A 26,797-nucleotide genomic window follows, 5' to 3' on the forward strand; every position below is an offset into this window, starting at 1 on the left:
CAAGGACCCGCGCCGCTGGTCACCGGGCGCGCTCAAGGAATCGGAATCGGTCCGCGGGAAGAGCGCCCCGAAGGCTGGAGCCCCCGTTCAACGCACCGGGGGGACTGCTGCGTGGGCCCCGAAGGACGTGTACTGGCCACAGGCCACGAGGGCCGAAGTGGATCTGGGCGCGTCCGCACCCGCCCCTTCGAACGGCTCGCTCTTCACTGCTCCCGCTCGCTCCGGGAGCCCGGCCGCACCGCCCGCCGACCCAAGGCGAGCTGGTGACGCACCCGTATGGATCGCCCCGTCCTCCGACAAGGGAGCGCCACAAAGCGGCAAGACCGCCGTACAACTCGTCGACCGGAAGGTCGCCGAGAAGGCCGGCGTCCAGGGGCTGCTGGCCTCTGTACGCCCCGCTGAAGGTGTGGCCAAGGGCGGTCCGGTCAAGGTGTCCGTGGACGTCTCGCACATCGCGGGCTCGTTCGGCGGCGACTGGCTCTCCCGCGCCCGCCTGGTCACCCTCCCCGAGTGCGCGCTGACCACTCCCGAGCGCGCGGAGTGCCGTACGCAAACCCCGCTGGCCACCGCCAAGGACGGTGACCGCCCAGGCCTGCTCAGCGCCGAGGTTCCTCTCGCGGCGGGCAGCGGCCTGCGCCTGAGCAGTGCTTCGGGAGCTGCGAGCGGGGCGACCGTGTTCGCTGCTGCGGCGGCTCCGGGCGGCTCGGCTGGTACGTACGCGGCCACCAGCCTGGCTCCTTCCGGGTCGTGGAGCAGTGGCGGCAGTACTGGCGGGTTCTCCTGGTCGTACCCGATCGCCGTGCCCGAGGGCTTGGGCGGCACCAAGCCGGGTATCTCGCTGTCCTACAGCTCCCAGGCGATTGATGGCCGCACGGCCGCGACGAACAACCAGTCCTCGTGGATCGGCGAGGGCTGGGACTACTCGCCCGGCTTCATCGAGCGTCGCTTCAAGCCGTGCGCCAAGGACGGTCAGACTGGATCCGGCGAGCAGTGCCTGGCCGGTGAGAACGCCACGATCTCGCTCGGAGGCAAGTCCTCGGCCCTGGTGAAGGACGACACGTCCGGTATCTGGCGGCTGGAGGGCGACGACGCCTCGAAGGTCGAGCGCCTGACGGGTGCGGCCAACGGCGACAACAACGGCGAGCACTGGAAGGTCACCACCCCAGACGGTACGCAGTACTACTTTGGAGTCGGCCGCAAGCCCGGCAGCTCCACCGCCCCGGCCACCAACTCCGCTTGGACCACACCCGTCTACGGGAACAACGCGGGCGAGGAGTGCAACCAGTCGACGTTCGACGCGTCCTGGTGCCAGCAGGCCTGGCGCTGGAACCTCGACTTCGTGGTCGACCCTCGCGGCGGCATGACGACCCACTGGTACGACACCGAGACCAACCACTACAAGCGTGGTGTCTCGGCGGCCAACCCGGCAGGCACGATCACCCCGTACATCCGGGGCGGCAACCTCACCAAGATCACCTACGGCTCGAAGGTGTCTGACGCGGACACGGTCAAGCCGACCGCCCAGGTCATCTTCGCCACCGACGAGCGCTGCCTGCCCGACGCGGGCTTCGACTGCGCGCCCGCCAAGCTCACGAAGGCCAATGCCGCCAAGTGGCCAGACGTCCCCTTCGACCAGAACTGCACTGCCACCGGCACTTGCGAGAACACCTCCGCCACCTTCTGGAGCACCAAGCGCCTCACCACGATCACCACACAGGTCCTGAGTGGCACAGGCAGCTATGAGAACGTCGACTCCTACGCACTCAAGCACCAGTTCCCCGACCCACAGGACGGAACGGCTCCGGCCCTGTGGCTCGCGTCGCTCACCCACACCGGATACGACGGCGCGACGAAGCTCGACACCCCGCCCGTCGTCTTCTACGGCAAATTGCTGAACAACCGCGTCGACTCCAGCGGCGACAACAGGCCCGCCCTGAACCGGCATCGCATCGTCCAGATCAAATCCGAGACGGGGAAGACCACCGACGTCGGCTATGCCGACGCGGAATGCACCCCCGGCGGCGGCCTGCCGTCGTCGCAGGACTCCAACACCAAGCGCTGCTACCCGGTGTACTGGAACCCGGACTTCAAGAGCCCTCTCGATCCGACGCTGGACTGGTTCCACAAGTACGTCGTCACCCGAGTCACCGAGATGGACCCCTTCGGCGGCTCCCCCCTCCGGGAGGTCCGCTACGAATACGTCGGCGCTGCCGCCTGGCACCGCGATGACGAGGAGCTGACCGAGGACAAGTTCAGGAGCTGGAACCAGTTCCGCGGCTACGAGCAGGTCATCACGCGGGCCGGCACGGCCCCCGACGTGGTGTCCAAGACGGCCAACTTCTACCTGCGCGGCATGGACGGCGACGTCAAGGCCGACGGCAGCAAGCAGTCCGTGACCTTCACGGGACTGGCCGGAAACACGATCCCGGACTCCAACCCATTGGCCGGCTCGCTCCGTGAAAGCCAGACCTTCACCGCTGACGGCGGTGAGGTCGTCTCCATTTCACAGTCCGAACCCTGGCTCTCCGCAGCCACCGCCACCCACAGCCGAGGCACCAAGCTCCCGGCCCTCACGGCACGGATGCAGCGCGGCGGCTCCAGTAGGGACAGGGCACTGCTCGCAGACAAGACCTGGCGAGAAACTTCTCAAACCGCAAAGTACGACGCCTACGGGATGCCGGAATCGGTCCAGGACCATGCGGACGGCCTGCCCGACACCTGCACCACTACCTCGTACGTGCGTAATACCGCTACCTGGATGCTCGACAAGGCCTCCGAGACGGTCCGGACCCAGGCCGCGTGTGGAATCGCCGCGACCGAGGCGAACACCCTCGCCCGCAACCGCATCTACTACGACAATCAGCCGTTCGGCACCCTTACAGGACCGGGCGAGGCCACCAGCACGGAGGGGCTGGACCGCTTCGAGTCCGGTCAGCCGAAGTACACCGTCACTGCCAACGTCGCCTATGACGCCTACGGCCGCACGACCACCATCACCGATGCCGCAGGGGCGAAGACGACAACGGCGTTCGAGCCTGCGGCACCGGCCCGCGCGACCACCCTCAAGGTGACCAACGCCAAGAACTGGACGACCACCTCGACGCTTCACGCGCTGCGTGGGCTGCCGGTCAAGACGGTCGACCAGAACAACCGCACCACTGAGATCACATACGACGCCCTCGGCCGTACCACGGCCGTCTGGCAGCCCGGCCGTACGCGCGACCAGAACGCCAGCAGCGTCTTCAGCTACGACCTCACACAGACCGGTACCACCTCAGTCACCAGTCAGGTGCTGCGCTCCGACGAGTCGTACGCCACCTCCATCAGCATCTTTGACGCGATGGGGCAGCAGATCCAGGTTCAGTCGGATACACAGAACGGCTGGGTAAACGCCCGTCTGATCACCGACACCACCTATGACACCCGAGGCCGCGCCTCCACAACCACCAACACGTACATCAACAAAGACTCCGACCCGGTGAAGACCCGGTTCATCGCCGACCAGGCCACGGTGCCCGGCCAGAACACCACGCTGTACGACGGCATGGGCCGCCCGGTTGCCGGCATCTTCTCGTCCAAGGCGAAGGAGCAGTGGCGCAGCACCACTGCCTACCCGGGCGCTGACCGCGTCGAGACCACTCCGCCCCGGGGCTCCTCCGCCACGAGCGAGATCACGGACGCCCGCGGCCGTAAGGTCGAGCAGCGCCAGTACAAGACCGGCACACCCACGGGCGACTTCGACTCCACCCGCTACGCGTACAACGCCACCGGAAAGCTGGAGCGGATCACCGATCCGGCCGGCAACACATGGACGTACGACTACGACCTCCACGGCCGGCAGATCAAGGCGGTGGACCCGGACAAGGGCACGTCGACGACGACGTATGACGTGGCTGACCGCCCCGTCTCCAGCGTCGATGCGCGTGGAACCTCGGTCTTCACCAGCTACGACATCCTGGGCCGGCCCACCTCTCGCAACCTGAACGCGGTCGACGGCCCGAAGCTGGCCACCTACGACTACGACACGCTGCTCCCGGGCCTGCCGACGGCTTCAACCCGATGGGTCGACGGCAAGGCGTGGCGCCAGGAGATCACCGGCTACGACATCGGCTACCGCTCCACGGGCGCCAAGCTGACGGTTCCGGCAGGTGAAGGGGCCCTCACCGGGACCTACGCCACGTCCACCTTCTACGACCCGATCACCGGGGCCGAGGACATCACTGATGTGCCCGCGGCCGGTGGCCTGCCGGCCGAGCGGCTCTTCACCGGACGCAACATCAACAGCCTGCCTGTCTCATACGGTTCGAAGAGCGTCGACTACGTCAACTTCACCGACTACGACGAGCTCGGCCAGGTGCAACGCACGACCTTCGGCGACATGCCGAAGCAGGTGAGCGTCACCAACATCCAGGACCCTGCCACCGGCCGCTTGCTGAGCACCGAGGTCAAGAAGCAGGACTCGAACACCGCGGTCGACATCACTGCCTACACCTACACACCGGCAGGCGACGTCACCTCGGTCACCAGCACCCAGGGCGCCGTACGTGACGCGCAGTGCTTCACGTACGACTACCAGCACCGCCTGATCGAGGCCTGGACCGACACGGGCACCACCACGACCCAGCCCGGACCTTCCGTACCCGGAATCGGCGGCTGCACCGCCACACTGCCGCAGCCCAGCACGGTGGGTGGTCCGGCTCCGTACTGGCAGTCGTTCACCTACGACGTCACCGGTAACCGCAAGACGCTCACCGATCACGACCCGACAGGGGACGCGTCCAAGACCAGCGTCACCACCAACACCTACCCGGCGCCGGGGTCTCCGCGCCCGCACACGCCGACGTCCACGAAGAAGCAGACCGGATCCGGCCCGGCCGTCTCCAAGGACCTCACCTACGACAACACGGGCAACACCCTCACCCGCCCCGACGCCGGCGGTGCCACCCAGACCCTGACCTGGACCCCTGAGGGCAACCTCGCCTCGGCCACCACGGGCACCGGTACTTCGACGTACCTCTACGACGCGTCGGGCAACCGCCTGCTCCGCAAGGACCCGGGCAAGACCACCTTGTACGTCGGCTCGGATGAACTGACCCTCGACACCACCGCCAACAAGGTCACTGGCACCCGCTACTACGCCACGCCCGGCGGCACCACGATCGTCCGTACCTCCGACGGCAAGCTCTCCTATATCGCGGCCGATCACCACAACACCGGAACCACCGCCATCGACGCCGCCACGCTCCAGGCTCAGCGCCGCGTGAGCAAGCCGTTCGGCGAGGACCGCGGTACCCGGCCGGCTGCCTGGCCGGGCGAGCGCGGCTTCGTCGGCGGCACCCAGGACAAGAGCACCGGCCTGAGCCACCTGGGAGCACGCGAGTACGACTCGGCTGCGGGCCGCTTCCTCTCCGTCGACCCTATGATGGCCGTAGACGACCCCCGCCAGCACAACGCCTACCAGTACGGCAACAACAGCCCCCTCACCGAATGGGATCCTACGGGCGAGGCACTGGAAGAATGTGCCAGCGGTATGTATGCCTGCGGAAATAATGGCACCAAGCCCACGGGCTATGGGCCGAGATATGAGTCGGTTGTCGCCGAGAATAAGGGCGTCATCGACCCGGCCTATACCCGGAATAAGAATCAATGCCGGCATGACCCAGACTGCAAGCCTTCCAAGAGCAGTAATTCCTCAACGAAAACTGCTCCGGTCAAGCCGAAATACGCCCTCGGCGCCCCACTGTCTTCGGATCAATTTGGCGCGATGAAGGGGCAAGGGTATGTAGGCTCCATGAATTACACCGAGGATGAGGCTAAGGCCTGGGCCGACTATAAAGATTGTATCGCCGGCGGAGATAGTAAAGAAGAGTGCGCGAGCAGGGGTAGTGGAAAAGAAGATGCAATGGCCTTCGAGGATTATATTGACGAGAATATGAGCACTATCTCTCTCTTCAATGAGGGGATGGGGGCGTCTGCTCTGGCGGCGGGTGCGGGGGGCGTCCTGTGCTCCACCGCGATTGTCACAGCGCCAGGCTGCGTGACGGCGTCGGTTGTCATATCGAGAGTGGCAATCGGCCTTAAAGTCGCCTCACGTGTCCCGATGGTTGTGAATGCGTGCGGTAGCTACTCTAAGGGCACAAAGGGGTGTGTGGAGCAGAGCCTCGGTATGCTCGGCGACATGTCAGGGCTCGTGACTGGTTTCGTGCTCCCAGAGACATTGGCTCGACCCATTACCAGTAGGCTTCTGAGTGCCTTCGGATTTAGAGGGATGTGGGCGTGAATCGATCACTATATAGACTCGCAATAACAGTGGTCATACTGGCTGTGGCGCTTGCCACGCCAGCTATTTATGCAGCCCAGTGGGTGATGGCCGGCAATCAATCAATTTCGGGGTTGGCTGCGGCTTTGATGGCCGTCCCGCTATTCGTCTGGTTTGCCTGGAGGTTCTCGTTCTCCCTTGGGGTTCGAGCGGGTGTGGACGGCTTGATCCTCCGTGAAGCCTTCCTGGCGATAGAAATTCCATGGGAGCAGGTATCCAAGGTGGAATGGCATCGCCTCAGAGTCGGATATAGCATGTGCGTATCGAAATCAGGGAGTGGGGGTCAGATGTACTACCCACAGGCTTTCCGATCCGTCTTCATTAGTGAAGCGATGAGGCGGCGTATCCTGGATTCCGTAAAGTTGGCGAAGGGGTCGCATCCGGTGGGCCCGGAAAGAGAAGTTGAATATCAACGAGTCAACTTTGCGCTCGAGCTTGCCTGTCTAGGGGCATTCCTCTTCTGCTTCGCTGTGGCAGTGGCGGGTAGCTGACATGCTGCTCCAGCAAAGCTGATTGTCTGGCGGCCTGTCGGATTGATCCGGCGGGCCGCCCCGGCCTTTCTACAGCCGACGTCGCGCCTCAATCAGTGGCGTTCCATCAGGAACTCGACCGCATGGCTCTTCTGTCAATCACCAGTGCCGGGTGTCCGCACCCCCGGCCTGCTCGACACAGCCAGGTGACGACCCGGTTATTCGAAGCAGCCCGAGTCTCCTTGAACCAGGCCTCCATGTACGTCAAGGCCTCCACCCGCGGCTACCGAGCACCCTCGTTTGTACGTGCCGTGCACGTATGCTGGATGGCCAGCTGTCACGCCGGCGCGTGGGGCAATCCGATTCTTCTCGGTTGACCCCGGTCGTCAGCAACAGCCCCGTCACAACCTTGGGACCCCCGCGGCATGTGCGCTGAAGTCGACTGCCCCACTCGTCCCGTGCCGTAGGTGTCCTGGGGCGGGTGGAGCTTCTGTTTCACGCGCCGCCGCAGCTCCGCTGGATGAGTGCTGTTCCGGCAGTGGGTCCGACGGACGCGGCCATGCGGAAGCCCGGCCTTCCGCAGTTGTCGATCCGCCAATGCGTACGGGGGCGTCTCTGGCGCGCGAGGCGTTCGTGGCAGCGCGAAGACGCCCCCTGCCTCAGACCTGGGTGGTGCCGGTGAGGAAGGTGGTCCAGGCTGTTGGGGTGATGGCGAGCTCGGGGCCGGATGTCAGTTTGGAGTCCCGGATGTGGACCGTGTCGGCGCAGGTGGCGACCTCTACGCAGTCGTCGCCGTCGCCGCTGCTGTACGTGGACTTGTGCCAGGAGAGGGCGACCTCGACGCAGCTGTCACCCTCGCTGCCGCTGTAGCTGCTCTTGAACCACCGCAACTCGGAGCTGTTCACAGGGATCCTCGCCTTCGCATCAACAGGCCCATGCTGTCCGCAGGATTGAGGGCCTGGATGCGAAGTTTGGCATACCGCTGGTGAAGGTCGCTGATGGCTCTGAGGTCGGAAATCACCTGGCCCGTCTTCTGTCCCTCGCTGTACCCCAGCCACTCGTGTTCCTCGGATTCGAGGAGCTGGAAGGGGCCGTCGAGGCCTGAGTGCTCTGGGCTGATCGTCGGCATGATCTGGAGGTCGACATTGGGCAGCCGTGCGCAGTCCAGCAGGTGGTCGATCAGCTCCCGCGTTACCTCCGGGCCGCCTGTCTGCCGCTCGATCACCGATTGCTCGATGATGAAGCTGAGGGTGACGTACGGCGTCTTGCGGAGCAGTGCCTGACGTTCCAGGCGCTGGACGACGCGGGCCTCCGCCTGCTCCGGAGTCGGCAGTGGCGGGACGCCGCGGATCTGGGCCCGGGCGTACGCCTCCGTCTGTAGGAGATCCGGGATCGACCGGCACTCGTACGTGTTCAGGGTGACGGCCTGCTCCTCCAGTTCGGCCCAGCGGCGGAACCACCGCGCCAGGCCGCGGCGGCGGTTGAGCCGTTTCGCCGCGATGCGGATGACTCCGAAGGAGTCCAGGACCTCCTCTGCCCGTTCCACGAACCTCGCCGACGGGTGGCGGCGGCCCTGTTCGACCGAGGCGATGTACTGGACCGAGTAGCTGACCAGCGGGGCCAGTTGCTCCTGGGTCAGGCCGGCGCGTTTGCGGCAGGCCTTGAGTGTCTCGCCGAAGTTCCGCAGGTCGCTGTCCGGCTCCACCTCGCCGTCGCTGCTGTCGTCGGCACTTGCCATGGTGGTCACCTCCCCGGACCAGGGTCACGGGGTGTGACCGCTACTGTCCAGAGAGTGTGCTCGTACAGATGAAAAGTAGCGGTTCGCGTCCTGTGAACCTCCCTGGATGGGCGGGAGGTTGCTGCCATGACCGCACTCCACGGGCCCGCCCCGGTCCTCGTACGCACGTTCACGCAGCGTTTCAGCTGCACCCGCCGCGGCGCCAGGCTCGCGCGGCAGTCGGTCATCGTGGAGCTGCACGACTGGGGGTTCCCGGAGTCCACCGTGCTGGCCGCCGACGCGGGGCTGGTCGTGGCCGAGCTCGCCTCGAATGCCATCAGCCACAGCCGGGTCCCCGGACGGGACTTCGAGCTCCGGATGGTGCTGCTCAAGGGGGTGCTGCGGCTGGAGGTGTTCGACGCGCGGCGCGACCGACGGCCCGTGGTGCGGCCGCACGCCTGCGGGGCACGGAACCGCCTGGTCGGCGAGACCGTCTGGGCGGAGCTCCCGAACCGCCGGTCAGGCGCGCCAGCGGGGTGCCTCGTCGTCCGGGGTGTCGGGGCTGGCGAAGTGGAACGGGACGCCGAGGTGTTCGGCCAGTGAGCGGCCGGCCTCGGCGGCCGCGGCCTCCCTGCCCATGTGGTGGTAGACGGTGGCCAGGTGGTGGTCGCCGGCCGGGTCGTCCGCGACCGCGAGCAGCTTCACGAACCAGTCGTGCTCGGTGTCCCCGTCCCAGACGGCCTCGACCGCCACCACCGTGGCCCGGATGCCGGAGGCGCGGGCTGCGAGGGAGTCCAGGTCGAGGGGGGAGTCGGGCGTACGGGCCACTCGCGCGCCGAAGTGCTCGTAGCGGCCGTGGACGATCTTCTGGGCCTCTATGAGGTCGATGCCCCGGGCGCGGCCGGTCTCCCAGACGATCCGGACCGCCTGGAAGCGGCTGTCCTGGAGGACGTAGCCGTCGACCTGGCCGCGGATCCCGGCCGGGAGGTCCTCCCACCGGGCGGCGGTCATGAGCGGGCCTCCGGGACGAAGACGCTGACCTGGTACGTGGTCGGGTGCGTCAGGCGGCCGCAGAAGGTGTCGATCCGCAGCCGCTCCGGGGCGAGCGTGCCACCTGCGGCCAGGCGGTGGACGTGGGCCCGGAACTCCGTCCTGTCCTGGGTGGCGAACAGCGCGTCCCAGCGCCCCGGGGTCTCGGCGAGGCGCCGGTGGGCCGCCTCCTGGCGTTGCTTGCGTTTGCGCTGTCCCGGCATGCGGCCATGTTCGAGCACTCCGGGTCCGCCCGTCGACGGGATTTCGTCCAGGCGGCGGCCGTGTCGCCGTCAGCGGGGCTGCCGTCGGACCGCTGGTCGCGGAGCAGCTCGGCCACTGCCTCAAGCAACACGATTCCCCCGACGCTTACGCTCTCGGCCTCATTCCCCGACGCGAGTTGGAGGACGGCGGTTTGTCGCAATGGGATATGACTTGATCATGCCGCGGAGTCGCCGTGTGCAGATCGGGACGACTTCCCGAGGACTTCGAAGGACATCGTGAGAAAAATATCCATGGGGGCGTCAGTCGCCTCCGCGGCCGCCCTGTTGGTGGCCTCCGCCGTCGCCCCGGGGACGGCAGAGGCCGCGGCGCAGCCGGCCGTCTGGGTGGCCAGCGGCGCCGACCACGTCTTCTCCTCATCGCCCGCACCCGAACGCCCGACGAACGCGGTCACGCTGTTCGCGGCGCGCAACGAGGTGCAGGCGGCGCAGATCGTCGTTCGCGCGGGGGAGACGCTGAGCGGCCTGTCGGTGCAGCCGGGCGACCTCGCGGGGCCGGGCGGAGCCGTGATTCCGGCCTCCCGGATCACCGTGAACCGCGAGTACGACCACCCGAACATCTCGAAGATCGAGAGCGGTCGCCAGCAGGAGCCGCCGGGCGGCGGCAACGCGTACTACGACGCCCTCGTCGGCAACGCGCCCCACAAGCTCGCCCCGAACACCACGCAGCCCTACCACTACAGCGTGGCGGTGCCCGCCGGCCAGGTGCCCGGTACCTACACCGGCAAGGCCACCGTGCAGAGTTCCGTCGGACTGGTGGACGTGCCCGTCTCCGTCAAGGTGTACGACGCCGAGGTGCCCCCGGCGAACCGCTCGACGTTCCGGATGAACAACTGGTTCACCTCGGTCGGCTGGGACTACAAGTGGACGGCGTCGTCCATACCCGACCAGTACGGGATCGCGGACTTCTCCCCCGAGTGGTGGACGCTCATGGGGAACTTCGCCAAGAACTACGCCAAGCACCGCAACAACGTCATCTACGCGGACTTCCAGGCCCTGTCGATCCCCGACACCAAGCTCGTGGACGGCAAGTACACCTTCACCTGGAACAACTTCGACCGCTTCGTCCAGCTCTTCCAGGACGCCGGCGCACTTCAGTACATCTACACCCCCACCCTCGTCGAGGACGCCGGCCGCAACCTCGAAACGCTCGTCCCCGACGGCAAGGGCGGGGTGAAGATGGGCTACCTGACCCCGGGCTCGCCCGAGGCCACCGCCTACGTCAACGCCGTGCTCCCCGCGCTGAAGGCCCACCTCGACTCCAAGTGCCTCGACGCCGGGCCGACCTGCGCGCCCGGCCGCCGCTGGAGCGACGTGTTCTACATGAGCGCCGTCGACGAGCCCTACAAGAAGGACGCGACCCAGGTCTCCGCCGCGCGCTGGCTCTACGAGCGCTACCACGCCTACTTCCCCCAGGGGCAGACCAACGAGGCCCACCACGAGGCCGTTCCCGCCCTGGACGACGTGCTCGGCACCACCACGCCGATCCTCGACGACCACTACGACGCGAACGCCGGCTACTACCAGAACCGGCGCCTCGCCGGGAAGGACCTCTGGCTCTACTACTGCATCGGCCCGCGGGACCGTCACCCGAACCGCTTCATCAGCTACCCGCTCTCCGACTCCCGCCTGACGCCGTGGATGGTCTCCGCGGTGGGCGGCAAGGGGTTCCTGCACTGGGGCTGGAACATCTGGACGCAGCCGACGGGCGACCCGCAGCGCTTCGACCACGTGGACACCTTCGACGGCTGGACCAACGGCGACCCGTTCCTGGTCCGCCCGAACAAGAACGCCCTCGACGTCTACGACAGCATGCGCAGCGAGGCCCTCCTGGCCGGCATCCAGGACTACGAGCTCCTGAAGCAGCTGGAGGCCGCCAAGCCGGTCCTGGCGCGGGCGCTGACCGCCTCCCTGATCACGAACACCACCGAGTTCAGCACCTCGGGCGCGGAGCTCGACCAGCGCCACAAGCAGATCCTGGACGCCCTCACCGGGCAGGGGCCGGACGCCTCGTACCCGTTCACCGAGGACTTCTCCGCGGGCAACGACGCCGAGTGGCGCCACACCCGGGGCTCCTGGTCGGTCACCGGTGACCAGGCCTACGTGCAGAGCAGCACCGCCGCCGACTGGGACACGGTCTCAGCGGTGGCCGGTCGCGCGTACGGGGACGTCGCCGCGTCCGTGGACGTCCGGATCACCGGTGTCAGCGCCAACGGCGGCACCACCAACTGGGCGGGTATGACCGTCCACAGCCAGAACCCCACCGACCGGCAGACCGGGTACCTGGTGGCGCTGCGCGACAACGGCGAGGTCTTCGTCAACCGCAGCGGCACCGACCTCGCCAAGGCGAAGGTGCCGGGCTACGCCTCCGGCCAGACGGTCACCCTGCGGACCATCACCCGGGGCTCCTCCCTCAAGGTGTACGCCGGAGCCACCGAGCTGATCTCGCTCACCGACACGGGCTACCCGGTCGGCAACGTCGGCCTCGCCACCGGCGGCGCCAGCGCCCGGTTCGACAACGTGCGGCTCAACCCCGGCGGCAACCCCGTCGAGGGCGCCGCGGTCACCGCGTCCAGCAGCTACGAGGCCGACGGCTGGAGCGCGAAGGCGCTCACCGACGGCCGCCGCTCCCTGCCGACCGGCACCGTCGGCTGGAGCAGCGTCGACAACCTGTCCGTCGACCACACCGAGTCCGTGACGGTGGACCTCGGGGCCGAGCGCCGCATCAGCCGCCTGGACCTCTTCGGGCGCGCCGACGGCGCCAACACCGGGCTCGGCTTCCCGGTCGACTTCACCGTCCAGGTGTCGAGGGACAACGCGACCTGGACCACCGTCGCCGACGAGCGCGACCGCCCCAGGCCGGACGCTTCCGCGCAGGCCTTCCCCTTCGCGCCGGCCGACGTGCGCTACGTCAAGGTCACCGGGACGAAGCTGCGCAAGGACCAGCACGGCAACTACCACCTGCAACTGGCGGAGATCGAGGCGGCCGGCGAGAACCTGGCCGCGAACCGGCCCGTGACCGCGTCGAGTTCCATCGAGGGCTCGGGATGGAAGCGCCGGGCGGCCACCGACGGCGCGCTGAACTCGGCGCAGGGCTACTCGCTGGGCTGGAGCAGCCAGAAGGCGGCCACGGCCGCGGCCAACGAGTGGATCACCGTCGACCTCCAGGGGGCGAGCCTGGTCAGCCAGGTCCGGCTCACGCCGCGCACCGACGGGGTGCACACGGGGCTCGGCTTCCCGGTGGACTTCACCGTCCAGGTCTCGACGGACAACGCCAACTGGACCACGGTCGTCGACAGGCGGGGCCAGTCGCGCCCCGGCGCCGAGACCCAGACCTTCTCCTTCGACGCGGCCGCCGCCCGCTACGTGAAGATCAGCGGCACCAGGCTGAGCACGGACCAGTTCGGCGAGCACTACATGCAGCTCGGCGAGATCGCCGTCGGCTGACGCCCGGATTCCCGGACTGACGCCCGGATCTCCCGCCGCCCCGGCATGCCCGACTCATTCGGGCATGCCGGGGCCTTCTGTTGGTTGGTACCTTTTTGGGAATCGCATATACGCCCAGCCTGGAGGTCGTCATGTCCCGGACGATGATCGACCTGGACGACGGGGCCCTGGCAGAGGCTGACCGCCGCCGCAGAGCCGCGGCGGTGGAGCGCATGCGCCAGATGGTGGCCGACGGCGAGATCGACTTCTTCGCGATCGAAGGCGGCGACGCCGACGGCGCACAAGAACCGGGAGGGCGATCGGCCCGGTGAGCGAGGGACGAAGTGGTCACCTCCGGGGTCGTGGGCCTGTGCGAACCGGTGCGCCAGGAGTTCCTGCGCGCCGTCGGGGGGCGCCCGGCCTACTACGAGGCCGACGGCCTGCTGCGGGAGACGTTCCCGTACTTCGTGGCCCGGGACTCCGTCTGGGAGGAGACCTCCGCCCTCCAGCAGAGGCTGGCGGACGAAGGCTGCCACCAGTGCGCCGGCCCCGTCGATCTGCTCGTCGCCGTGACCGCGCAGCATCGCAAGCTCACGGTCCTCCACCAGGACGCGGACTTCGAGACCATCGCCCGCATCACGGGGCAGCCCGTCCGCCGCATCGCGGACTGACTGCGGCACGGCACGGCGCTCAGGTCCGGCCCCTTCGGGGTCAGAGGTACTGGGCGAAGCCGTCCAGGACGCGCAGGACCTCCGGCTCGGCCTCGGACGGGAGTTGGAGGACGACCTCCTCGATGCCCAGGTCCGCGTAGTGGCTCATTTTGCCCGGGTTGGGCTGGACGGCGTACGGGACCACCTGGAGGGACTTGGGGTCGCGGCCCGCGGTCTCCCAGACCTGGCGCAGCACCGGGAGGGACTCCGTCAGGCCGCCTCCGCCGATGGGGAGCCAGCCGTCGGCGTGGTCGGCGATGGCGGCGAACAGCTTCGGGCCGGCCTGGCCGCCGATCAGGGTGCGCGGGCCGTGCAGCGGGCTGCCCGGGGCGAGCTCGCGCGGCGCCTGGACCGGCTTGGGGTACGCCGAGCTGGCCTGGACGGAGGAGAACTGCCCGACGTACGCGGTGGGCTCCGGGGCCCACAGCGCGCGCATCAACGCCATGCGGTCGCGCACGAGTTCGCGGCGGGTGCGCCACTCGACGCCGTGGTCGGCGGCCTCCTCGACGTTCCAGCCGTAGCCGATGCCGAGGGTGACCCGGCCGCCGGAGAGGTGGTCCAGGGTCGCGACCTGTTTGGCGAGGTCGATCGGGTCGTGCTGGGCGACCAGGGTGATGCCGGTGCCGAGGTGGAGCCGCTCGGTCACGGCGGAGGCCTGTCCGAGGGCCACGAAGGGGTCGAGGGTGCGCCCGTACATCTCGGGGAGTTCGCCGCCCATGGGCGCGGCGGTGTCGCGGGTGACCGGGATGTGGGTGTGCTCCGGGAGGTAGAGGCCGGAGAACCCCCGCTCCTCCAGGGCGCGGGCGAGGCGGACGGGGGAGACGGTGCGGTCGGTGAGGAAGATCGTCGTGGCGATCCGCATGTGGGCTGACACCTCCGTGGCGTGGGAGGGCCACGGTACGTCGTGGGGCCGCGAATGTTGAGGGGGCGTCAGCCCCGGGGGTAGCGGGCCAGCCAGCCCGGGGAGGAGACCGCCGGGCCGTGCAGGGCGGGGCCCTGGGTCATCTCCAGGGCGAAGTCGTCGGAGAGTTCCAGGATCGTCGCGCGGCCTTCGAGGTCGGCGAGCCAGCCCGCCGGGAGGGCGGTCTCGCCGTGCAGGGCGCCGAGCAGCGCCCCGCACAGCGCGCCGGTGGCGGTGGAGTCGCCGCCGTGGTTCACGGCGAGCCGCAGGCCGTGCGCGACGTCCTCGGCGACGAGGGCGCAGTACACGGCGACGGCCAGGGCGTCCTCGCCGTCGCGGCCGTCGCCGGGGGAGAGGGACTCGACCGCCTTCGGCGACGGGGCGCCCTGGGTGACGGCGGCCACCGCGCGCTGGAGGGCGTCGGTGACGGGCTGGTGGCCGGGCCGGGAGCCGAGCAGGCCCAGCGCGCGCTGGACGGCCGCGTCGAGGGAGTCGCCGCGGGTCAGGCCGTGCACGATGACGGCGAGCGCACCGGCGGAGAGGTACGCGGTGGGGTGGCCGTGGCTCTGCGCGGCGCACTCGACGGCGAGCTGGAGGACGAGGGCGGGCTCCCAGCCGACGAGCAGCCCGAAGGGCGCCGAGCGGACGGTGGCGGCGGCGTCCCGGGCGGTGGGGTTCTTGGGCTGCTCCAGGGTGCCGAGGGTCTCGTCGGCGAAGCCGGTCATGCAGGCGCGGTCGGGGCCGCGGCGGGCGTAGAGCCACTCCTCCTGCGCGAGCCAGCCGTTGTCCTTGCGGCGCTCGTCGGGGCCCCAGTCGTGCTGGGTGGCGGCCCAGCGCAGGTACGCGCGGTGGACGTCGGTCGGCGGGTGCCAGGCGCCGGTGTCCCGGCGCACGTGGGCCCGTATCAGCCCGTCCACGGTGAACAGGGCGAGCTGGGTGGAGGCGGTGACGCTGCCGCGGCGGCCGTAGGCGGGGGCGAGTTCGGTCAGCCCCGCCAGGCCGTGGGTCTCGCGGATGCCGTCGAGGGAGAGGCCGGCGACGGGTGCGCCCAGGGCGTCGCCGATGGCGGAGCCGAGGAGGGTGCCGCGGACGCGGCTGCGGAAGTCCTGCTGTTCGGCGCGGCCCCACAGGCCGGTGGTCACCGCGGTCCGGCCGCCGAGGGTGGCGCCGGCGCCGGGACCGCTGCTGGGGCCCAGTCCGGGTCTGTGCGCCGCGGGCGCACCGCCCGGGCCAGCTGACGGGCCGCCGTTGCCCGTGGTCGTTTCCGTCGCCGTGTCCATCGAGATCCCCCTGCCCAGCCCCGCTTGCTCTGGCGCGCACTGTAGTGGACAGGCTCGATCGAATCCGGAAGGAGTCGGTCGCGCGGACCGTAAGTGAGCGCAGAACGGCCGGAATGTGTTCGCGAATATGTACCCGGACCGGCGCGTACGTGCAGAGATCATCAGTGGCACGTTTTGCCACTTGCCTTCGAACCGGTTGGTTTCGGCCACACCGCGTTCATACGAAGTTCTCCGCCGGCCAACAGCCTCGACCCCATGAAGAAGGCACTGCTCGCCGCGACCACCGTCGCCTCCGCACTCACCCTTTCCCTGGTCGCGGCCCCCGCCGCCACCGCCTCCGGCTGGGACCTCCCCTGGGGCGGCGGCCACCACCGGTCCGCCATCCCCTTCACCGAGGCCACCGTCACCGCCGGCGCCGACGGCTCGTACACCCTGACGTGGACGGCCAAGGGCACCAAGCGGGTGCAGATCAAGGCCAACGGCAAGGTCGTCGCCAAGGGCGGAGCCCGGGGCCGGGCCGTCGTCACCGGCCTGCCCGCCGCCGACCGCCAGTGGTTCGACTTCAAGCCCGAGCACGGCGAGGGCCTGCGCCTCGCCGACCGCCTGGTCAAGCTGGACGGCGCCGTCAACTTCCGCGACGCCGGCGGCTACCGCACCACCGGCGGCCAGTGGGTCAAGATGGGCGAGATCTACCGCTCCGACGCCCTCAACAAGCTCACCGCGAACGACCTGGCCAAGCTCCAGCGCCTGCGCGTCAAGACCGTCTTCGACCTGCGCATGACCGACGAGCGCACCAAGGACGCCGACAAGGTCCCGGCCGGCGCCACCTACGTCGTCGCCGACGTGTTCGCCGGCTCGCCCGCCTTCCAGACCATGCCCAAGTCCCCCGACGAGGCCGTCAAGGCCATGGTCGACGCCGAGAAGACCATGGTCAGCGGCGAGGGCGGCAAGAAGGCGTACGCGCAGGTCTTCGAAGGCATACGCAACGACGCCGACCGCGACGTCCTGTTCCACTGCACCGCGGGCAAGGACCGCACCGGCTGGGCCGGCGCCGCCCTGCTGACCGCCCTCGGCGTCCCGAGCGAGACCGTCATGGCCGACTACCTGGCCAGCAACGACTACCGCAAGGCCGCCAACGACGCGATCCTCTCGCACCTGCCGGCCCCGCAGGCCGCCGTCTACAAGCCGCTGCTCGACGTCCGCCCCGAGTACCTGAACGCCGGGTTCGACGAGGTCAAAGCCAAGTACGGCACCTTCGACCGCTACCTGAAGGACGGCGTCGGCATCGACGCGCGCGAACTGAAGCAGCTCAAGCGGGACCTCCTCGTCGGCTGACGCGGAGCTCCCGCCCGAGCGTCAGTCAGTCCAGTACGGGAAGCAGCTCCGGCAGGTGCCCGTCCGACGCGGCAGCCGCCCGCTGCCGCTCCTCGGGCACCTCCCCGTACAGCGTCGTACGGGGCTTCGCGGGCCGGCCCGCCGCCTCGGCGATCGCGACCAGGTCCCGGACCGACTTGTACGAGCCGTAACCGGAGCCCGCCATCCGCGAGATGGTCTCCTCCATCAACGTGCCGCCCAGGTCGTTCGCCCCCGAGCGCAGCATCTCGGCCGCGCCCTCGGTGCCCAGCTTCACCCAGCTCGTCTGGATGTTGGTGATGTGCGGGTGCAGCAGGATCCGCGCCATCGCCATCACCGCCCGGTTGTCGCGCACCGTCGGGCCCGGCCGGGCGATGCCCGCCAGGTACACCGGCGCGTTGGTGTGGATGAACGGGAGCGTCACGAACTCCGTGAAACCACCGGTCTGCTGCTGGATCCGGGCCAGGGTGCGGAAGTGGCCGAGCCAGTGCCGCGGCTGGTCCACGTGCCCGTACATCATGGTGGAGGAGGAGCGGATCCCGAGCTCGTGCGCCGTCGTGATGACGTCGATCCAGTCCGCCGTCGGCAGCTTGCCCTTGGTGAGGACCCAGCGGACCTCGTCGTCCAGGATCTCCGCCGCCGTGCCCGGGATGGAGTCCAGCCCGGCCTCCTTGGCCGCCGTCAGCCAGTCCCGTACGGACATCCCCGTGCGGGTCGCGCCGTTGACGACCTCCATCGGCGAGAAGGCGTGCACGTGCATGCCCGGCACCCGCTTCTTCACCGCCCGCGCGATGTCGAAGTACGCCGTCCCCGGCAGGTCCGGGTGGATGCCGCCCTGCATGCACACCTCGACCGCGCCCACGTCCCACGCCTGGGCCGCACGGTCCGCGACCTGGTCCAGGGAGAGCGTGTACGCGTCCGCGTCGGTGCGGCGCTGCGCGAACGCGCAGAACCGGCACCCGGTGTAACAGACGTTGGTGAAGTTGATGTTGCGCGTGACGACGTACGTCACGTCGTCCCCGACCACCGACCTGCGCAGGTCGTCGGCGATCCGGCACAGCGCGTCCAGCGCCGGGCCGTCCGCGTGCAGCAGCGCGAGGGCCTGGTCGTCGGTGAGCTTCGTCGGATCGTCCGCCGCCTGGGCGAGGGCCGCCCGTACGTCGGTGTCGATGCGCTGCGGCACCATCCCGGGCGCCGCGGCCTCCCGCAGGGCCTCCCAGTCGCCGTAGACGTGGTCGAAGTCCGCGCGCCGGTCCCCGCTGCGGCCCTCGGTGTCGATGGCGGTGTGCAGGTCGGTGCGCCCGAAGGAGGCGAAGCCCTCGTCGGGCTCCTGCCAGGGGTGCCCCTCGACCGTCGCGGACTCGTTCGCGAGCCCGCTCTGCGGGTCGGCGAGGGCGCGCACGTGCGGGAGCAGCCGGGGGTCCAGCCAGGGCTCGCCGCGCTGGAGGAACTCCGGGTAGATCGTCAGGCGTTCGCGCAGCTCGAACCCGGCGGCCGAGGTGCGCGCCGCCAGCTCCTCGATGTGCGGCCAGGGGCGCTCGGGGTTCACGTGGTCGGGGGTGAGCGGCGAGACCCCGCCCCAGTCGTCGATGCCGGCGCCGACGATCAGCGCGTACTCGGCGTCCACCAGGTTCGGCGGGGCCTGGATGCGGGCCGACGGGCCGAGGATGTGACGGGCCACCGCGATGGCCGCCGCCAGCTCCTCCAGCTCCGCGTCGGGCATGGCGCGCATCGCGGTGTCGGGCTTGGCCCGGAAGTTCTGGACGATGACTTCCTGGATCCCGTGGTAGCTGCGCTGGATCCGGCGCAGCTCGAAGAACGCGTCCGCGCGCTCCTCGTAGGACTCGCCGATGCCGATCAGGACCCCCGTGGTGAAGGGGACGTTGGAGCGGCCGGCGTCCTCCAGGACGCGCAGCCGGACGGCCGGCTCCTTGTCGGGGGAGCCGTGGTGCGGGCCGCCGGGCTCGGACCACAGGCGGGTGGCGGTGGTCTCCAGCATCATGCCCATCGACGGGGCGACGGGCTTGAGGCGCTGGAGCTCGGACCAGGTCATGACGCCCGGGTTGAGGTGGGGGAGCAGGCCGGTCTCCTCCAGCACCCGGATGGCCATGGCGCGGACGTACGCGAGGGTGTCGTCGTAGCCGTGCGCGTCGAGCCACTCGCGAGCCTCCGGCCAGCGGTCCTCGGGCCGGTCTCCGAGCGTGAACAGGGCTTCCTTGCAGCCCATCGCCGCGCCCTTGCGGGCTATGTCGAGGACCTCGTCCGGGGACAGGTACATCCCGTGGCCGTCGCGGCGGAGCTTGCCCGGGACGGTGACGAAGGTGCAGTAGTGGCACTTGTCGCGGCACAGCCGGGTGAGCGGGATGAACACCTTGCGCGAGTACGTGATGACGCCGGGCCGGCCGGCGGCTTCGAGCCCGGCGTCCCGCACCCGCGCGGCGGAGGCGGTCAGGTCGGCCAGCGCCTCGCCGCGCGCCTGGAGCAGTACGGCCGCCTCGGTCGCGTCGAGCGCGACGCCGTCGCGGGCCCGCCGGAGCGCGCGGCGCATCGCGTTGTCGGTCGGAGCGTCACTCGGAGTGGTCATGGGCCGAGCATACGATCCGGTCGTACGGTCGGGGGGCGGCTGCGCGGGCTCACCGCATCAGCTCACCGGCGTTGACCAGGAGCGACTGGCCGGTTATCGCCCGCGCCCGGTCGGAGGCCAGGAACACGGCGGCGTCGGCGACGTCCCCGTCGGTGGCCAGGTCCGGCAGCGCCATCCGCTCGGTGAGGCGGGCGTGCACCTCGGCCTCGGGGACGCCTTCGGTGTGCGCGGTGAAGGTGACGAAGGCCTGCACGGGCGGCCCCCACATCCAGCCGGGCAGCACGGTGTTGACCCGGATCCGGTGGGGGCCGAGCTCGCGGGCCATCGAGTACATGGCGGAGGTCAGCGCCCCCTTGGAGGCGGCGTAGGCGGCCTGCTGGACCTCGTTGGGCGCGGCCACGGCCGACTGCGTCCCGATGATGACGACGGACCCGCCGCCTTCCTTGAGTGCGGGCAGGCAGGCGCGGGTCATCCGCAGCGTCCCGAGCAGGTTCACGTCGATGATCTGCTGCCAGGTCCCGAAGTCGGCGTCCTGGAGCCCGCCGAAGTAGGAGTCCCAGGCGGCGACGTGCACGACGGCGTCGACACCCCCGAACCGCTCCTGCGCCAGCGCGGCGAGGGCCTCGCACTGCGCCTCGTCGGTGACGTCGGTCGGGCGGTACGCGGTGTGGGTGCCGTCGGGGTCGATCTCGGCGGCGGATTTGGCGAGATTCGCCTCGGTCCGCGCCCCGAGCACGGCGTTGCCCCCGTCCCGCACCACGGCGGCGGCCACTTGGTGGCCCAGCCCGGCCCCGACTCCGGAGACGATGACGGTCTTCCCTCGCAGCAGCATGCGCGTGCCTCCCGGCCCCGGGCCTGTAAGTGACGGTGCGTCAGATTAAGCGTGTGGGGCCGAGGAGGGAAGGGGTGGACGGGACCGGACCAGGCGTCGGCGTAGGTCATTTCGGCGCGTCCGCGCTGTTCGGACCGGATGTGGGAAAGGTGCGTGACGGTGGGGCGAGCGGCGGTTCTTCTCGTGCTCAAAGACCAAAGAACCGGGGGAAAGAACCAGACCAAACCCCCTCCAGCCTCCCCGTTCGACCGCAGTCGCTCGGTCGAGTGAATCTACCCAACTCGACTGGATTTGCGTGGGGTTGGCTGGCATATGCTCGCCGCGACAACTCCAGACATGAGACGACCCCCGGCGGGACGGCAATCCCGGCCGAGGGTCTGATCCACGAGGAAGCGAACCCTTCCCGATGGCCTTTCAGAAGCTTAGCCGGGTCATGTCCGAACCGCCCCGTGCTGCGCGCGGAACCGCCCGATCCGGTGGCGTTTCCGGCGTCCGGCACGCCAATGTCCCCCTCACGGGCAACTTCACGATCGTGAGCAACCGGCTCACCCAGAGCGGGGAGTTGTCGCTCCTCGCGATCGGCGCCGCCGCCCACATCCAGTCGCTGCCCGAGGGCGCCCAGGTCAGCATCCGGGCCCTGGCCGACCGCTTCCCCGAGACCGAGTACCGCATCGGGCGGGCGCTGTGGGAGCTGGAGGCGGCGGGATTCCTGCGCCGCACGCGCCTGCGGACCGCCGGCGGCACGGTGGTCACCCGCACCGTGTCGTACAACTTCCCGCTGGCAGAAACCCCGCCGGACCCGAACCCGGAGCCGCCGCGGCCCGACCCGGAGCCGGACCGGGAGCCGCCGAACCCGGAACCCGAGCCGCCGAGCCCGGACTTCGAACCGCCCGTGCCGGAGCCAGAGCCGGAGCCCGCCCCCGAGCCGCCCGGTGAACCCGTACGGGATGCGCGGCCCTCCCCGGCAGCCCTGCGGGCAGCCGCGGAGCTGCTGGCCGGTCTGCGGTTCCGCGAGCCGCGCCTGCTGCTCTCCGAGCGGGACGTCGAGCGGCTCGCACCCGGGGTCGTGGAGTGGCTGGAGCGCGGGGCCGCGCCCGAAGCCGTACGGCGCGCCCTCACCGCGGACGTGCCCTTCGACCTGCGCAACCCGGCCGGACTGGTCGCGTACCGGCTGCGCGCCGCCATCCCGCCCCCGCTGCCCGAACGCCACCGGGGCCCCACCACCCCGCTGCCCCCCGACGTGACCATCCACCCCATGCAGACCTGCGACGGCTGCGAACGCGGCTTCCGCTCCCCGAATCGCGGCGACCGCTGCGCCGACTGCACGGCGTCCCGCGCGAAGGCGGCCTGAGATGGCGCCGCCGGTCACCCAGCAGCGCGCTGGGAGGATGGTCGGTAGGATGGGTGGTATGGGTGAGCCCACCGGCAAGTACTCGATCACGATGCCGCGCGACATCGCGGAAGCAGCACGCGCGCGCAGTGGCCCCTCCGGCCTGTCCGCCTATGTGGCTGCCGCCGTGGCCCGCCAGCTGGAACGCGACAACCTCAGCGAAGTCATTCGGGTCGCCGAGGCCGGGCACGGTCCCATTACCGACGAAGAGGTCGACGCCCTGCGAGAGCGGCTCCACCAGGCCCGCCTCGCGCAGGCGCCGGGCCGGTCGGGCGCCGCGTGACCCGCTCTTCCGCCGCGCCCGGAGGCACCCTGGTCCTCGACAGTGAAGGGTTGGCCAAGGCGGTCCTCCGTGATCGCACTCTCACCGCCTGGCTTGCCCTCGCGCGCGCCGACGATCTTCGCGTGATCACGTCGGCGGCCACGCTGGTGGAGGTCATGCACCCCCGGATCAACCGCCCGGCGCTGGAGTGGACCCTGTCCCGCCTGGTCGTCGAGCCGGTCACCGATGCCGTGGCGCGCAAGGCAGCGGCCCTGCTGGCCGAGGCCGGGCTGCACGGGCACAAGTACGCCATCGACGCCATGGTCGGCGCCACTGCGATCCTCGCCGAGGGGCCCGCGACCATCCTCACCTCGGACCCCGAGGATCTGACAGCGCTGTGCGCCGGGCGCGCAACCGTGATCAAGGTCTGACCGGGGCCTCAGGACCCGGCCACCGCCCCGCCCAGGCGGGCAAGGCCCTGCGTGATCTCCTCCGGGGTGTGGGTCGTGAACGAGAGCCGCAGCGTGCGCGCGTCCGGGCGGCCCGTGAAGAAGGGGGCGCCCGGCACGAAGGCCACCTCCCGGGCGATCGCCGAGCGCAGCAGGGCCGTCGCGTCGTGGCCCTCGGGCAGCCGGGCCCAGACGAACATGCCGCCCTGCGGACGGCTCCAGGCGGAGCCCGCCGGGAGGGCCCCGGGCAGGCCCGCCAGCAGCGCGTCGCGCCGCGAGCGGTACGCGGCGCACACCGTGTCCAGGTGCGCGGCCAGGTCCGCCTCGGCCAGGTAGTGCGCGGCCGCGAGCTGGTCCACCGTCGAGGTGTGCAGGTCCGCCGCCTGCTTCGCGACGACCGCCGCGCGCCGCAGCGCGGCCGGCGCCCGCAGCCAGCCCAGCCGCAGCCCCGGCGCCATGACCTTGGAGAAACTCCCGAGCAGCACCGTGCGGTCCTCGGCCCCCGGGTGCGCGGCGAGCCACGGGACGTGGGCGCCCTCGTAGCGCAGGTCCCCGTACGGGTCGTCCTCCACCAGCCACAGCCCGAGCCGCGCCGCGATCTCCGCGACCGCCGCGCGCCGGGGCCCGGGCAGGGTGCGGCCCGTCGGGTTCTGGAAGTTCGGGATCGTGTAGAGCAGCTTGGGCCGCTCCCGCGCGACGATCTCCGCCAGCGCGTCGGGGAGGATGCCCTCCTCGTCGCACGGCACCGCCACCACCCGCGCCCCGGCGAGCCCGAAGCACTGGAGCGCGGCCAGGTAGGTGGGGTTCTCCACCAGCACCACGTCCCCCGGTTCGACCAGGGTGCCCGCGAGCAGCGTCAGGCCCTGCTGGGAACCGGTGGTGATCAGTACGTCGTCCGGGTCCGTCGGCAGCCCGCGCGCCGCCGCCCGCTCGGCGACGGCCGCACGCAGCTCGGGGACGCCCTCGGTGGTGGAGTACTGGAGCGCCCGGCGCGCGGAGGTCGCGAAGGCGGCGTCGTACGCGGCCCGCAGCCCCTCGGCGTCGAACAGCTCGGGCGCGGGCAGCCCGCCGGCGAAGGAGATCACCCCGGGGCGTTCGGTGAGGGCGAGGATCTCGCGTACGGGGGAGCCCGCCACCGAGGCGGCGCGGGCGGCGAAGGCGGGCGGCGGCGAGGTGGTGGCGGCAGCGGCAGGCATGCGGGCTCCTCCGGGGTCGGGTGCGCGGGTGCGCGCATCCTAGCCACGGAAGGGTGTAGACAGCACCTATGTGTCACATCCTGAACTGCGCACGCGGTCTGTCGATCTGACGTGGCATCAGCTACACCGTTCCCATGACAGAAGACACCCGCGCCGAGGACTACGCCGCACTCGCCTCCGTCGGCCCCTACGGAGTCCGCCCCGGCCATGCGCTGATCACCATGGTCGAACCCCACCCGGGCCACGAATTCGCGTACAACCGCTGGTACGAGGACGACCACTACTACGCCGGGGCCATGGCCATGCCCTGGATGTACGCCGGCCGGCGCTGGGTGGCGACCCGCGAGCTCCAGGAGCTGCGCTACCCGGAGAAGTCGGCCGTCGCCCAGCCGGTCACCGCCGGGTGCTACATATCGACGTACTGGGTCACCGAGGGCCGCTACGACGAGCACATGAAGTGGACCGTCGGCATCAACAAGAGGCTCAACCGCGACGGCCGGGTCTACCAGGACCGTACGCACGTCTTCACGGCCTTCCAGGACCACGCGGCCACGGTCTACCGCGACGGGGCGGCCGGCCCCCGGGACTTCCACGCGCTCGACCACCCGTACGCCGGCCTGGTGGTCCAGGTCGTCGACGCCGACGGGCCCGAGCAGCGGGCCGAACTGCTGGAGTGGCTGCGCTCGCGGGCGCTGCCGAAGCGGCTCCAGGGCTCCCCGGCGGCGATGGCCACGGTGTTCCGGCCGACGCCGCTGCCGGGGGACCGGATGACGTACGTGAAGCAGGTGGAGGGGGTGGACACCCGCCTCACGCTGCTGTGGTTCCTTGAGGCCGACCCGCGGACCTGCTGGGACCGGTTCCAGGGGCTGGACGCGGAGGTCGCGGAGTCGGGGCTCGGGCGGGTGGAGCTGGTGGCGCCGTTCATCCCGACGGTGCCGGGGACGGACCGGTACGTCGACCAGCTCCGCTAGGCGGGGGGATCAGCGGACAGGGCCGAGCCCTCTCGGCCACGACGGCGAACCGGTCGAGAGGGCTCCATACGGTGGTGCGGAGGCGGTTGTTTCGCGGTCGTGCGCCGTGACGTTCAGACCAGGCGTCCCAGCCGGCCCTCGGTGACGTCCGCCACGAACGAGGTCCACGAGCCGGGCGCGAAGGTGAGGGACGGGCCGTCCTGCACCTTCGAGTCGCGGACCGCGATGGCCTCCATGACGGGGGACTTGACCTCGACGCAGGCGCCGTTTCCGCCGGAGTAGGAGGACTTGGTCCAGTTTTCCGTGGCGCCCTGACGAATAGCCATTTTTCTCTCCGGTTCAACGAGTAGTGCCGGTGGTGTTGTCGGCCATTTCGGCTTTCCTGGCTGACGTGATCGACGCTACCGGCACGGCCCGACGGGTGACGGGGTCATTCACCCGACCGAGTGGCATATTCCATTCAGGCCTTCTGCGGCCGGGGAGTGACGGTGTACCGTACGGGCCCCCCTCGCCACCTGCACCGATTCCTGCGGGTTTACTTGCCCTTGCCCGCATAGTGGTCGATGATCTCGCCGATGAACTGCCGGGTCTGCTCGACATTGAGGGCCTGGGCGCGCAGGTGCTCGTACATCACGCTGTACTTCTGGACGTCGTTGGCCTTCTCCAGGTACAAATCGCTCGTCACGCCCTCGATGTACACGACGGTCGAGTCCGAGGCGTCCGGGAATTCCAGAATCGCGTACTGGCCGTTCACGCCCGGATGCGCGCCCATCGAGAAGGGCATCACCTGCACGGTGATGTACGGCTCCTCGGAACGCTCTATCAAGTACTCCAACTGCCGGATCATCAGCTGGGGATCGCCCACGTGCCGGCGCAGCGCCGCCTCGTCGATGACCGCCCACAGGCGCAGCGGTCCGACCTCGGGGTTGTTGTTCTCGGTCTCGGACAGCCGTTTCTGGCGGTGCATCCGGACCTGGACGCGTTTGTCGACATCGGCCGGAGCCGTCTCGGGCAGCGCGCCGCGGATGAGGGCCTGGGCGTACTCCGGGGTCTGGAGCAGGCCGGGGACCATCTGGGGCTCGTACGTGCGCAGGCTGGCGGCATCCGTCTCCAGCCCGATGTAGACGCTGTACGGGATGTCGCCGAAGGCGTGCCACCAGCCCTGCTGGCGGGAGTCCTTGGCCATCTGCATGAGGGAGTCGACGAGCCGCCGGTCCTCGACCTCGTACACGTCGCACAGGTCGCGGACGTCGCGCTGGCTGATGGAACGCCGGCCGTTCTCCAGCCGGCTGATTTTCGACTGGGATACGAGGAGGCGCTCGGCCACCTGCTCGGCCGTCATGCCCTTGTCCTCGCGGAGCTTGCGCAACTCCATGCCCAGTCGGCGGCGTCGGACGGTGGGATTGACATTGGACGCCACGTGAACGGCACCTCCGCCTTCTTGTGTCTCTGTCTCTCTGCGTGCTTGGTGATGAGCAGATTGCCACCGAAGCGTGCGGCGCCGCCGGTAAAGCCGGGAAAACAGACGCGGGGGGGGGGGGGGGGGGGGGGGGGGGCCGGCCCCCCCCCCCCCCCCCCCGCCCCCCCCCCGGTCTTTCTGGGGCCCAATTTTGTTTTGTTGTCTTTT

At 69.9% G+C, this 26,797-nt stretch carries 21 protein-coding genes; 10 read left to right on the forward strand and 11 right to left on the reverse strand.

Annotated elements, in window-relative coordinates; all coding sequences use genetic code 11:
• Positions 1-157 precede the first annotated feature (157 nt).
• On the forward strand, positions 158-6,280 hold the full coding sequence (locus ACZ7GJ_RS08100) for an RHS repeat domain-containing protein (RefSeq protein ID WP_470750312.1): 6,123 nt from the start codon (positions 158-160) through the stop codon (positions 6,278-6,280).
• A gap of 1,168 nt (positions 6,281-7,448) precedes the next feature.
• Here ACZ7GJ_RS08100 and ACZ7GJ_RS08105 read toward each other — a convergent pair.
• Complete coding sequence (locus tag ACZ7GJ_RS08105) at positions 7,449-7,694, reverse strand: DUF397 domain-containing protein (protein WP_470750313.1); 246 nt, start codon at positions 7,692-7,694, stop codon at positions 7,449-7,451.
• The gene (locus ACZ7GJ_RS08110) at positions 7,691-8,527 is read right to left on the reverse strand and encodes a helix-turn-helix domain-containing protein (RefSeq protein WP_470750314.1); all 837 of its coding nucleotides are present in this window, start codon (positions 8,525-8,527) and stop codon (positions 7,691-7,693) included. The genes ACZ7GJ_RS08105 and ACZ7GJ_RS08110 overlap by 4 nt, the downstream gene beginning before the upstream one ends.
• 126 nt (positions 8,528-8,653) lie before the next feature.
• On the opposite strand from ACZ7GJ_RS08110, the gene ACZ7GJ_RS08115 reads away from it, so the two are divergent.
• Positions 8,654-9,109, forward strand: coding sequence for an ATP-binding protein (locus tag ACZ7GJ_RS08115; RefSeq protein WP_470750315.1), 456 nt, complete (start codon positions 8,654-8,656; stop codon positions 9,107-9,109).
• Here ACZ7GJ_RS08115 and ACZ7GJ_RS08120 read toward each other — a convergent pair.
• Together ACZ7GJ_RS08120 and ACZ7GJ_RS08125 are read right to left on the reverse strand one after the other, a co-directional pair.
• The gene (locus ACZ7GJ_RS08120; protein WP_470750316.1) at positions 9,026-9,517 is read right to left on the reverse strand and encodes a hypothetical protein; all 492 of its coding nucleotides are present in this window, start codon (positions 9,515-9,517) and stop codon (positions 9,026-9,028) included. The genes ACZ7GJ_RS08115 and ACZ7GJ_RS08120 overlap by 84 nt on opposite strands.
• Positions 9,514-9,759 (reverse strand): hypothetical protein, encoded by a 246-nt coding sequence (locus tag ACZ7GJ_RS08125; RefSeq protein ID WP_470750317.1) that lies wholly within the window; start codon positions 9,757-9,759, stop codon positions 9,514-9,516. Before ACZ7GJ_RS08125 ends, ACZ7GJ_RS08120 begins: the two co-directional genes overlap by 4 nt.
• A gap of 291 nt (positions 9,760-10,050) precedes the next feature.
• Between ACZ7GJ_RS08125 and ACZ7GJ_RS08130 the strand changes: the two genes are divergently transcribed.
• The 3 genes from ACZ7GJ_RS08130 (at position 10,051) to ACZ7GJ_RS08140 (ending at position 13,913) form a co-directional block, all read left to right on the forward strand.
• A complete protein-coding gene (locus ACZ7GJ_RS08130) occupies positions 10,051-13,263 on the forward strand; it encodes a glycoside hydrolase domain-containing protein (RefSeq protein WP_470750318.1) in 3,213 nt (1,070 codons plus the stop codon).
• A gap of 131 nt (positions 13,264-13,394) precedes the next feature.
• Positions 13,395-13,574, forward strand: a complete 180-nt coding sequence (locus tag ACZ7GJ_RS08135; RefSeq protein WP_470750319.1) for a hypothetical protein — start codon at positions 13,395-13,397, stop codon at positions 13,572-13,574.
• 12 nt (positions 13,575-13,586) lie between these two features.
• Entirely contained in the window at positions 13,587-13,913 is a 327-nt protein-coding gene (locus ACZ7GJ_RS08140; protein ID WP_470750320.1) for a PIN domain-containing protein, read from the forward strand.
• A 40-nt stretch (positions 13,914-13,953) separates the two neighbouring features.
• Here ACZ7GJ_RS08140 and ACZ7GJ_RS08145 read toward each other — a convergent pair whose 3' ends face one another.
• Together ACZ7GJ_RS08145 and ACZ7GJ_RS08150 are read right to left on the reverse strand one after the other, a co-directional pair.
• Positions 13,954-14,814: a TIGR03619 family F420-dependent LLM class oxidoreductase gene (locus tag ACZ7GJ_RS08145; RefSeq protein ID WP_470750321.1), complete on the reverse strand. Its 861-nt coding sequence runs from the start codon at positions 14,812-14,814 to the stop codon at positions 13,954-13,956.
• A 68-nt stretch (positions 14,815-14,882) separates the two neighbouring features.
• Positions 14,883-15,995 (reverse strand): ADP-ribosylglycohydrolase family protein, encoded by a 1,113-nt coding sequence (locus tag ACZ7GJ_RS08150; RefSeq protein ID WP_470750348.1) that lies wholly within the window; start codon positions 15,993-15,995, stop codon positions 14,883-14,885.
• A gap of 393 nt (positions 15,996-16,388) precedes the next feature.
• Between ACZ7GJ_RS08150 and ACZ7GJ_RS08155 the strand changes: the two genes are divergently transcribed.
• The gene (locus ACZ7GJ_RS08155; RefSeq protein WP_470750322.1) at positions 16,389-17,468 is read left to right on the forward strand and encodes a tyrosine-protein phosphatase; all 1,080 of its coding nucleotides are present in this window, start codon (positions 16,389-16,391) and stop codon (positions 17,466-17,468) included.
• Between the two features lie 25 nt (positions 17,469-17,493).
• Here ACZ7GJ_RS08155 and ACZ7GJ_RS08160 read toward each other — a convergent pair whose 3' ends face one another.
• Positions 17,494-20,070: a bifunctional FO biosynthesis protein CofGH gene (locus tag ACZ7GJ_RS08160; RefSeq protein ID WP_470750323.1), complete on the reverse strand. Its 2,577-nt coding sequence runs from the start codon at positions 20,068-20,070 to the stop codon at positions 17,494-17,496.
• A gap of 49 nt (positions 20,071-20,119) precedes the next feature.
• A complete protein-coding gene (locus ACZ7GJ_RS08165) occupies positions 20,120-20,902 on the reverse strand; it encodes an SDR family oxidoreductase (protein ID WP_470750324.1) in 783 nt (260 codons plus the stop codon).
• Positions 20,903-21,434: 532 nt separating this feature from the next.
• On the opposite strand from ACZ7GJ_RS08165, the gene ACZ7GJ_RS08170 reads away from it, so the two are divergent.
• The 3 genes from ACZ7GJ_RS08170 to ACZ7GJ_RS08180 are packed head-to-tail and all read left to right on the forward strand — an operon-like array spanning position 21,435 to position 22,985.
• The gene (locus tag ACZ7GJ_RS08170; RefSeq protein ID WP_470750325.1) at positions 21,435-22,253 is read left to right on the forward strand and encodes a helix-turn-helix domain-containing protein; all 819 of its coding nucleotides are present in this window, start codon (positions 21,435-21,437) and stop codon (positions 22,251-22,253) included.
• A 58-nt stretch (positions 22,254-22,311) separates the two neighbouring features.
• Entirely contained in the window at positions 22,312-22,575 is a 264-nt protein-coding gene (locus tag ACZ7GJ_RS08175) for a CopG family transcriptional regulator (RefSeq protein WP_470750326.1), read from the forward strand.
• Complete coding sequence (locus tag ACZ7GJ_RS08180; protein WP_470750327.1) at positions 22,572-22,985, forward strand: PIN domain-containing protein; 414 nt, start codon at positions 22,572-22,574, stop codon at positions 22,983-22,985. Before ACZ7GJ_RS08175 ends, ACZ7GJ_RS08180 begins: the two co-directional genes overlap by 4 nt.
• Positions 22,986-22,993: 8 nt before the next feature.
• Here the strand turns inward: ACZ7GJ_RS08180 and ACZ7GJ_RS08185 are convergent, their stop codons facing one another.
• Positions 22,994-24,199: an aminotransferase-like domain-containing protein gene (locus ACZ7GJ_RS08185; RefSeq protein WP_470750328.1), complete on the reverse strand. Its 1,206-nt coding sequence runs from the start codon at positions 24,197-24,199 to the stop codon at positions 22,994-22,996.
• Positions 24,200-24,333: 134 nt separating this feature from the next.
• Here ACZ7GJ_RS08185 and ACZ7GJ_RS08190 point away from each other — a divergent pair, with 134 nt between their 5' ends.
• Positions 24,334-25,170, forward strand: coding sequence for a hypothetical protein (locus ACZ7GJ_RS08190; RefSeq protein ID WP_470750329.1), 837 nt, complete (start codon positions 24,334-24,336; stop codon positions 25,168-25,170).
• A 113-nt stretch (positions 25,171-25,283) separates the two neighbouring features.
• Here the strand turns inward: ACZ7GJ_RS08190 and ACZ7GJ_RS08195 are convergent, their stop codons facing one another.
• Together ACZ7GJ_RS08195 and ACZ7GJ_RS08200 are read right to left on the reverse strand one after the other, a co-directional pair.
• Positions 25,284-25,496: a DUF397 domain-containing protein gene (locus ACZ7GJ_RS08195; protein ID WP_385237462.1), complete on the reverse strand. Its 213-nt coding sequence runs from the start codon at positions 25,494-25,496 to the stop codon at positions 25,284-25,286.
• A 209-nt stretch (positions 25,497-25,705) separates the two neighbouring features.
• Positions 25,706-26,590 carry a helix-turn-helix domain-containing protein gene (locus ACZ7GJ_RS08200; protein WP_470750330.1) on the reverse strand — a complete coding sequence of 295 codons (885 nt, stop codon included), beginning with the start codon at positions 26,588-26,590 and terminating at the stop codon, positions 25,706-25,708.
• Between the last annotated feature and the right edge of the window lie 207 nt (positions 26,591-26,797).

Source organism: Streptomyces sp. NPDC037242, from assembly GCF_055604165.1.

Coding starts and splice junctions, on each gene's coding strand:
- ACZ7GJ_RS08110 (WP_470750314.1), bottom strand. CDS start 8,527: ATGGCAAGTGCCGACGACAGCAGCGACGGCGAGGTGGAGCCGGACAGC.
- ACZ7GJ_RS08115 (WP_470750315.1), top strand. CDS start 8,654: ATGACCGCACTCCACGGGCCCGCCCCGGTCCTCGTACGCACGTTCACG.
- ACZ7GJ_RS08120 (WP_470750316.1), bottom strand. CDS start 9,517: ATGACCGCCGCCCGGTGGGAGGACCTCCCGGCCGGGATCCGCGGCCAG.
- ACZ7GJ_RS08125 (WP_470750317.1), bottom strand. CDS start 9,759: ATGCCGGGACAGCGCAAACGCAAGCAACGCCAGGAGGCGGCCCACCGG.
- ACZ7GJ_RS08130 (WP_470750318.1), top strand. CDS start 10,051: ATGGGGGCGTCAGTCGCCTCCGCGGCCGCCCTGTTGGTGGCCTCCGCC.
- ACZ7GJ_RS08135 (WP_470750319.1), top strand. CDS start 13,395: ATGTCCCGGACGATGATCGACCTGGACGACGGGGCCCTGGCAGAGGCT.
- ACZ7GJ_RS08145 (WP_470750321.1), bottom strand. CDS start 14,814: ATGCGGATCGCCACGACGATCTTCCTCACCGACCGCACCGTCTCCCCC.
- ACZ7GJ_RS08155 (WP_470750322.1), top strand. CDS start 16,389: ATGAAGAAGGCACTGCTCGCCGCGACCACCGTCGCCTCCGCACTCACC.
- ACZ7GJ_RS08160 (WP_470750323.1), bottom strand. CDS start 20,070: ATGACCACTCCGAGTGACGCTCCGACCGACAACGCGATGCGCCGCGCG.
- ACZ7GJ_RS08165 (WP_470750324.1), bottom strand. CDS start 20,902: ATGCTGCTGCGAGGGAAGACCGTCATCGTCTCCGGAGTCGGGGCCGGG.
- ACZ7GJ_RS08175 (WP_470750326.1), top strand. CDS start 22,312: ATGGGTGAGCCCACCGGCAAGTACTCGATCACGATGCCGCGCGACATC.
- ACZ7GJ_RS08185 (WP_470750328.1), bottom strand. CDS start 24,199: ATGCCTGCCGCTGCCGCCACCACCTCGCCGCCGCCCGCCTTCGCCGCC.
- ACZ7GJ_RS08190 (WP_470750329.1), top strand. CDS start 24,334: ATGACAGAAGACACCCGCGCCGAGGACTACGCCGCACTCGCCTCCGTC.
- ACZ7GJ_RS08195 (WP_385237462.1), bottom strand. CDS start 25,496: ATGGCTATTCGTCAGGGCGCCACGGAAAACTGGACCAAGTCCTCCTAC.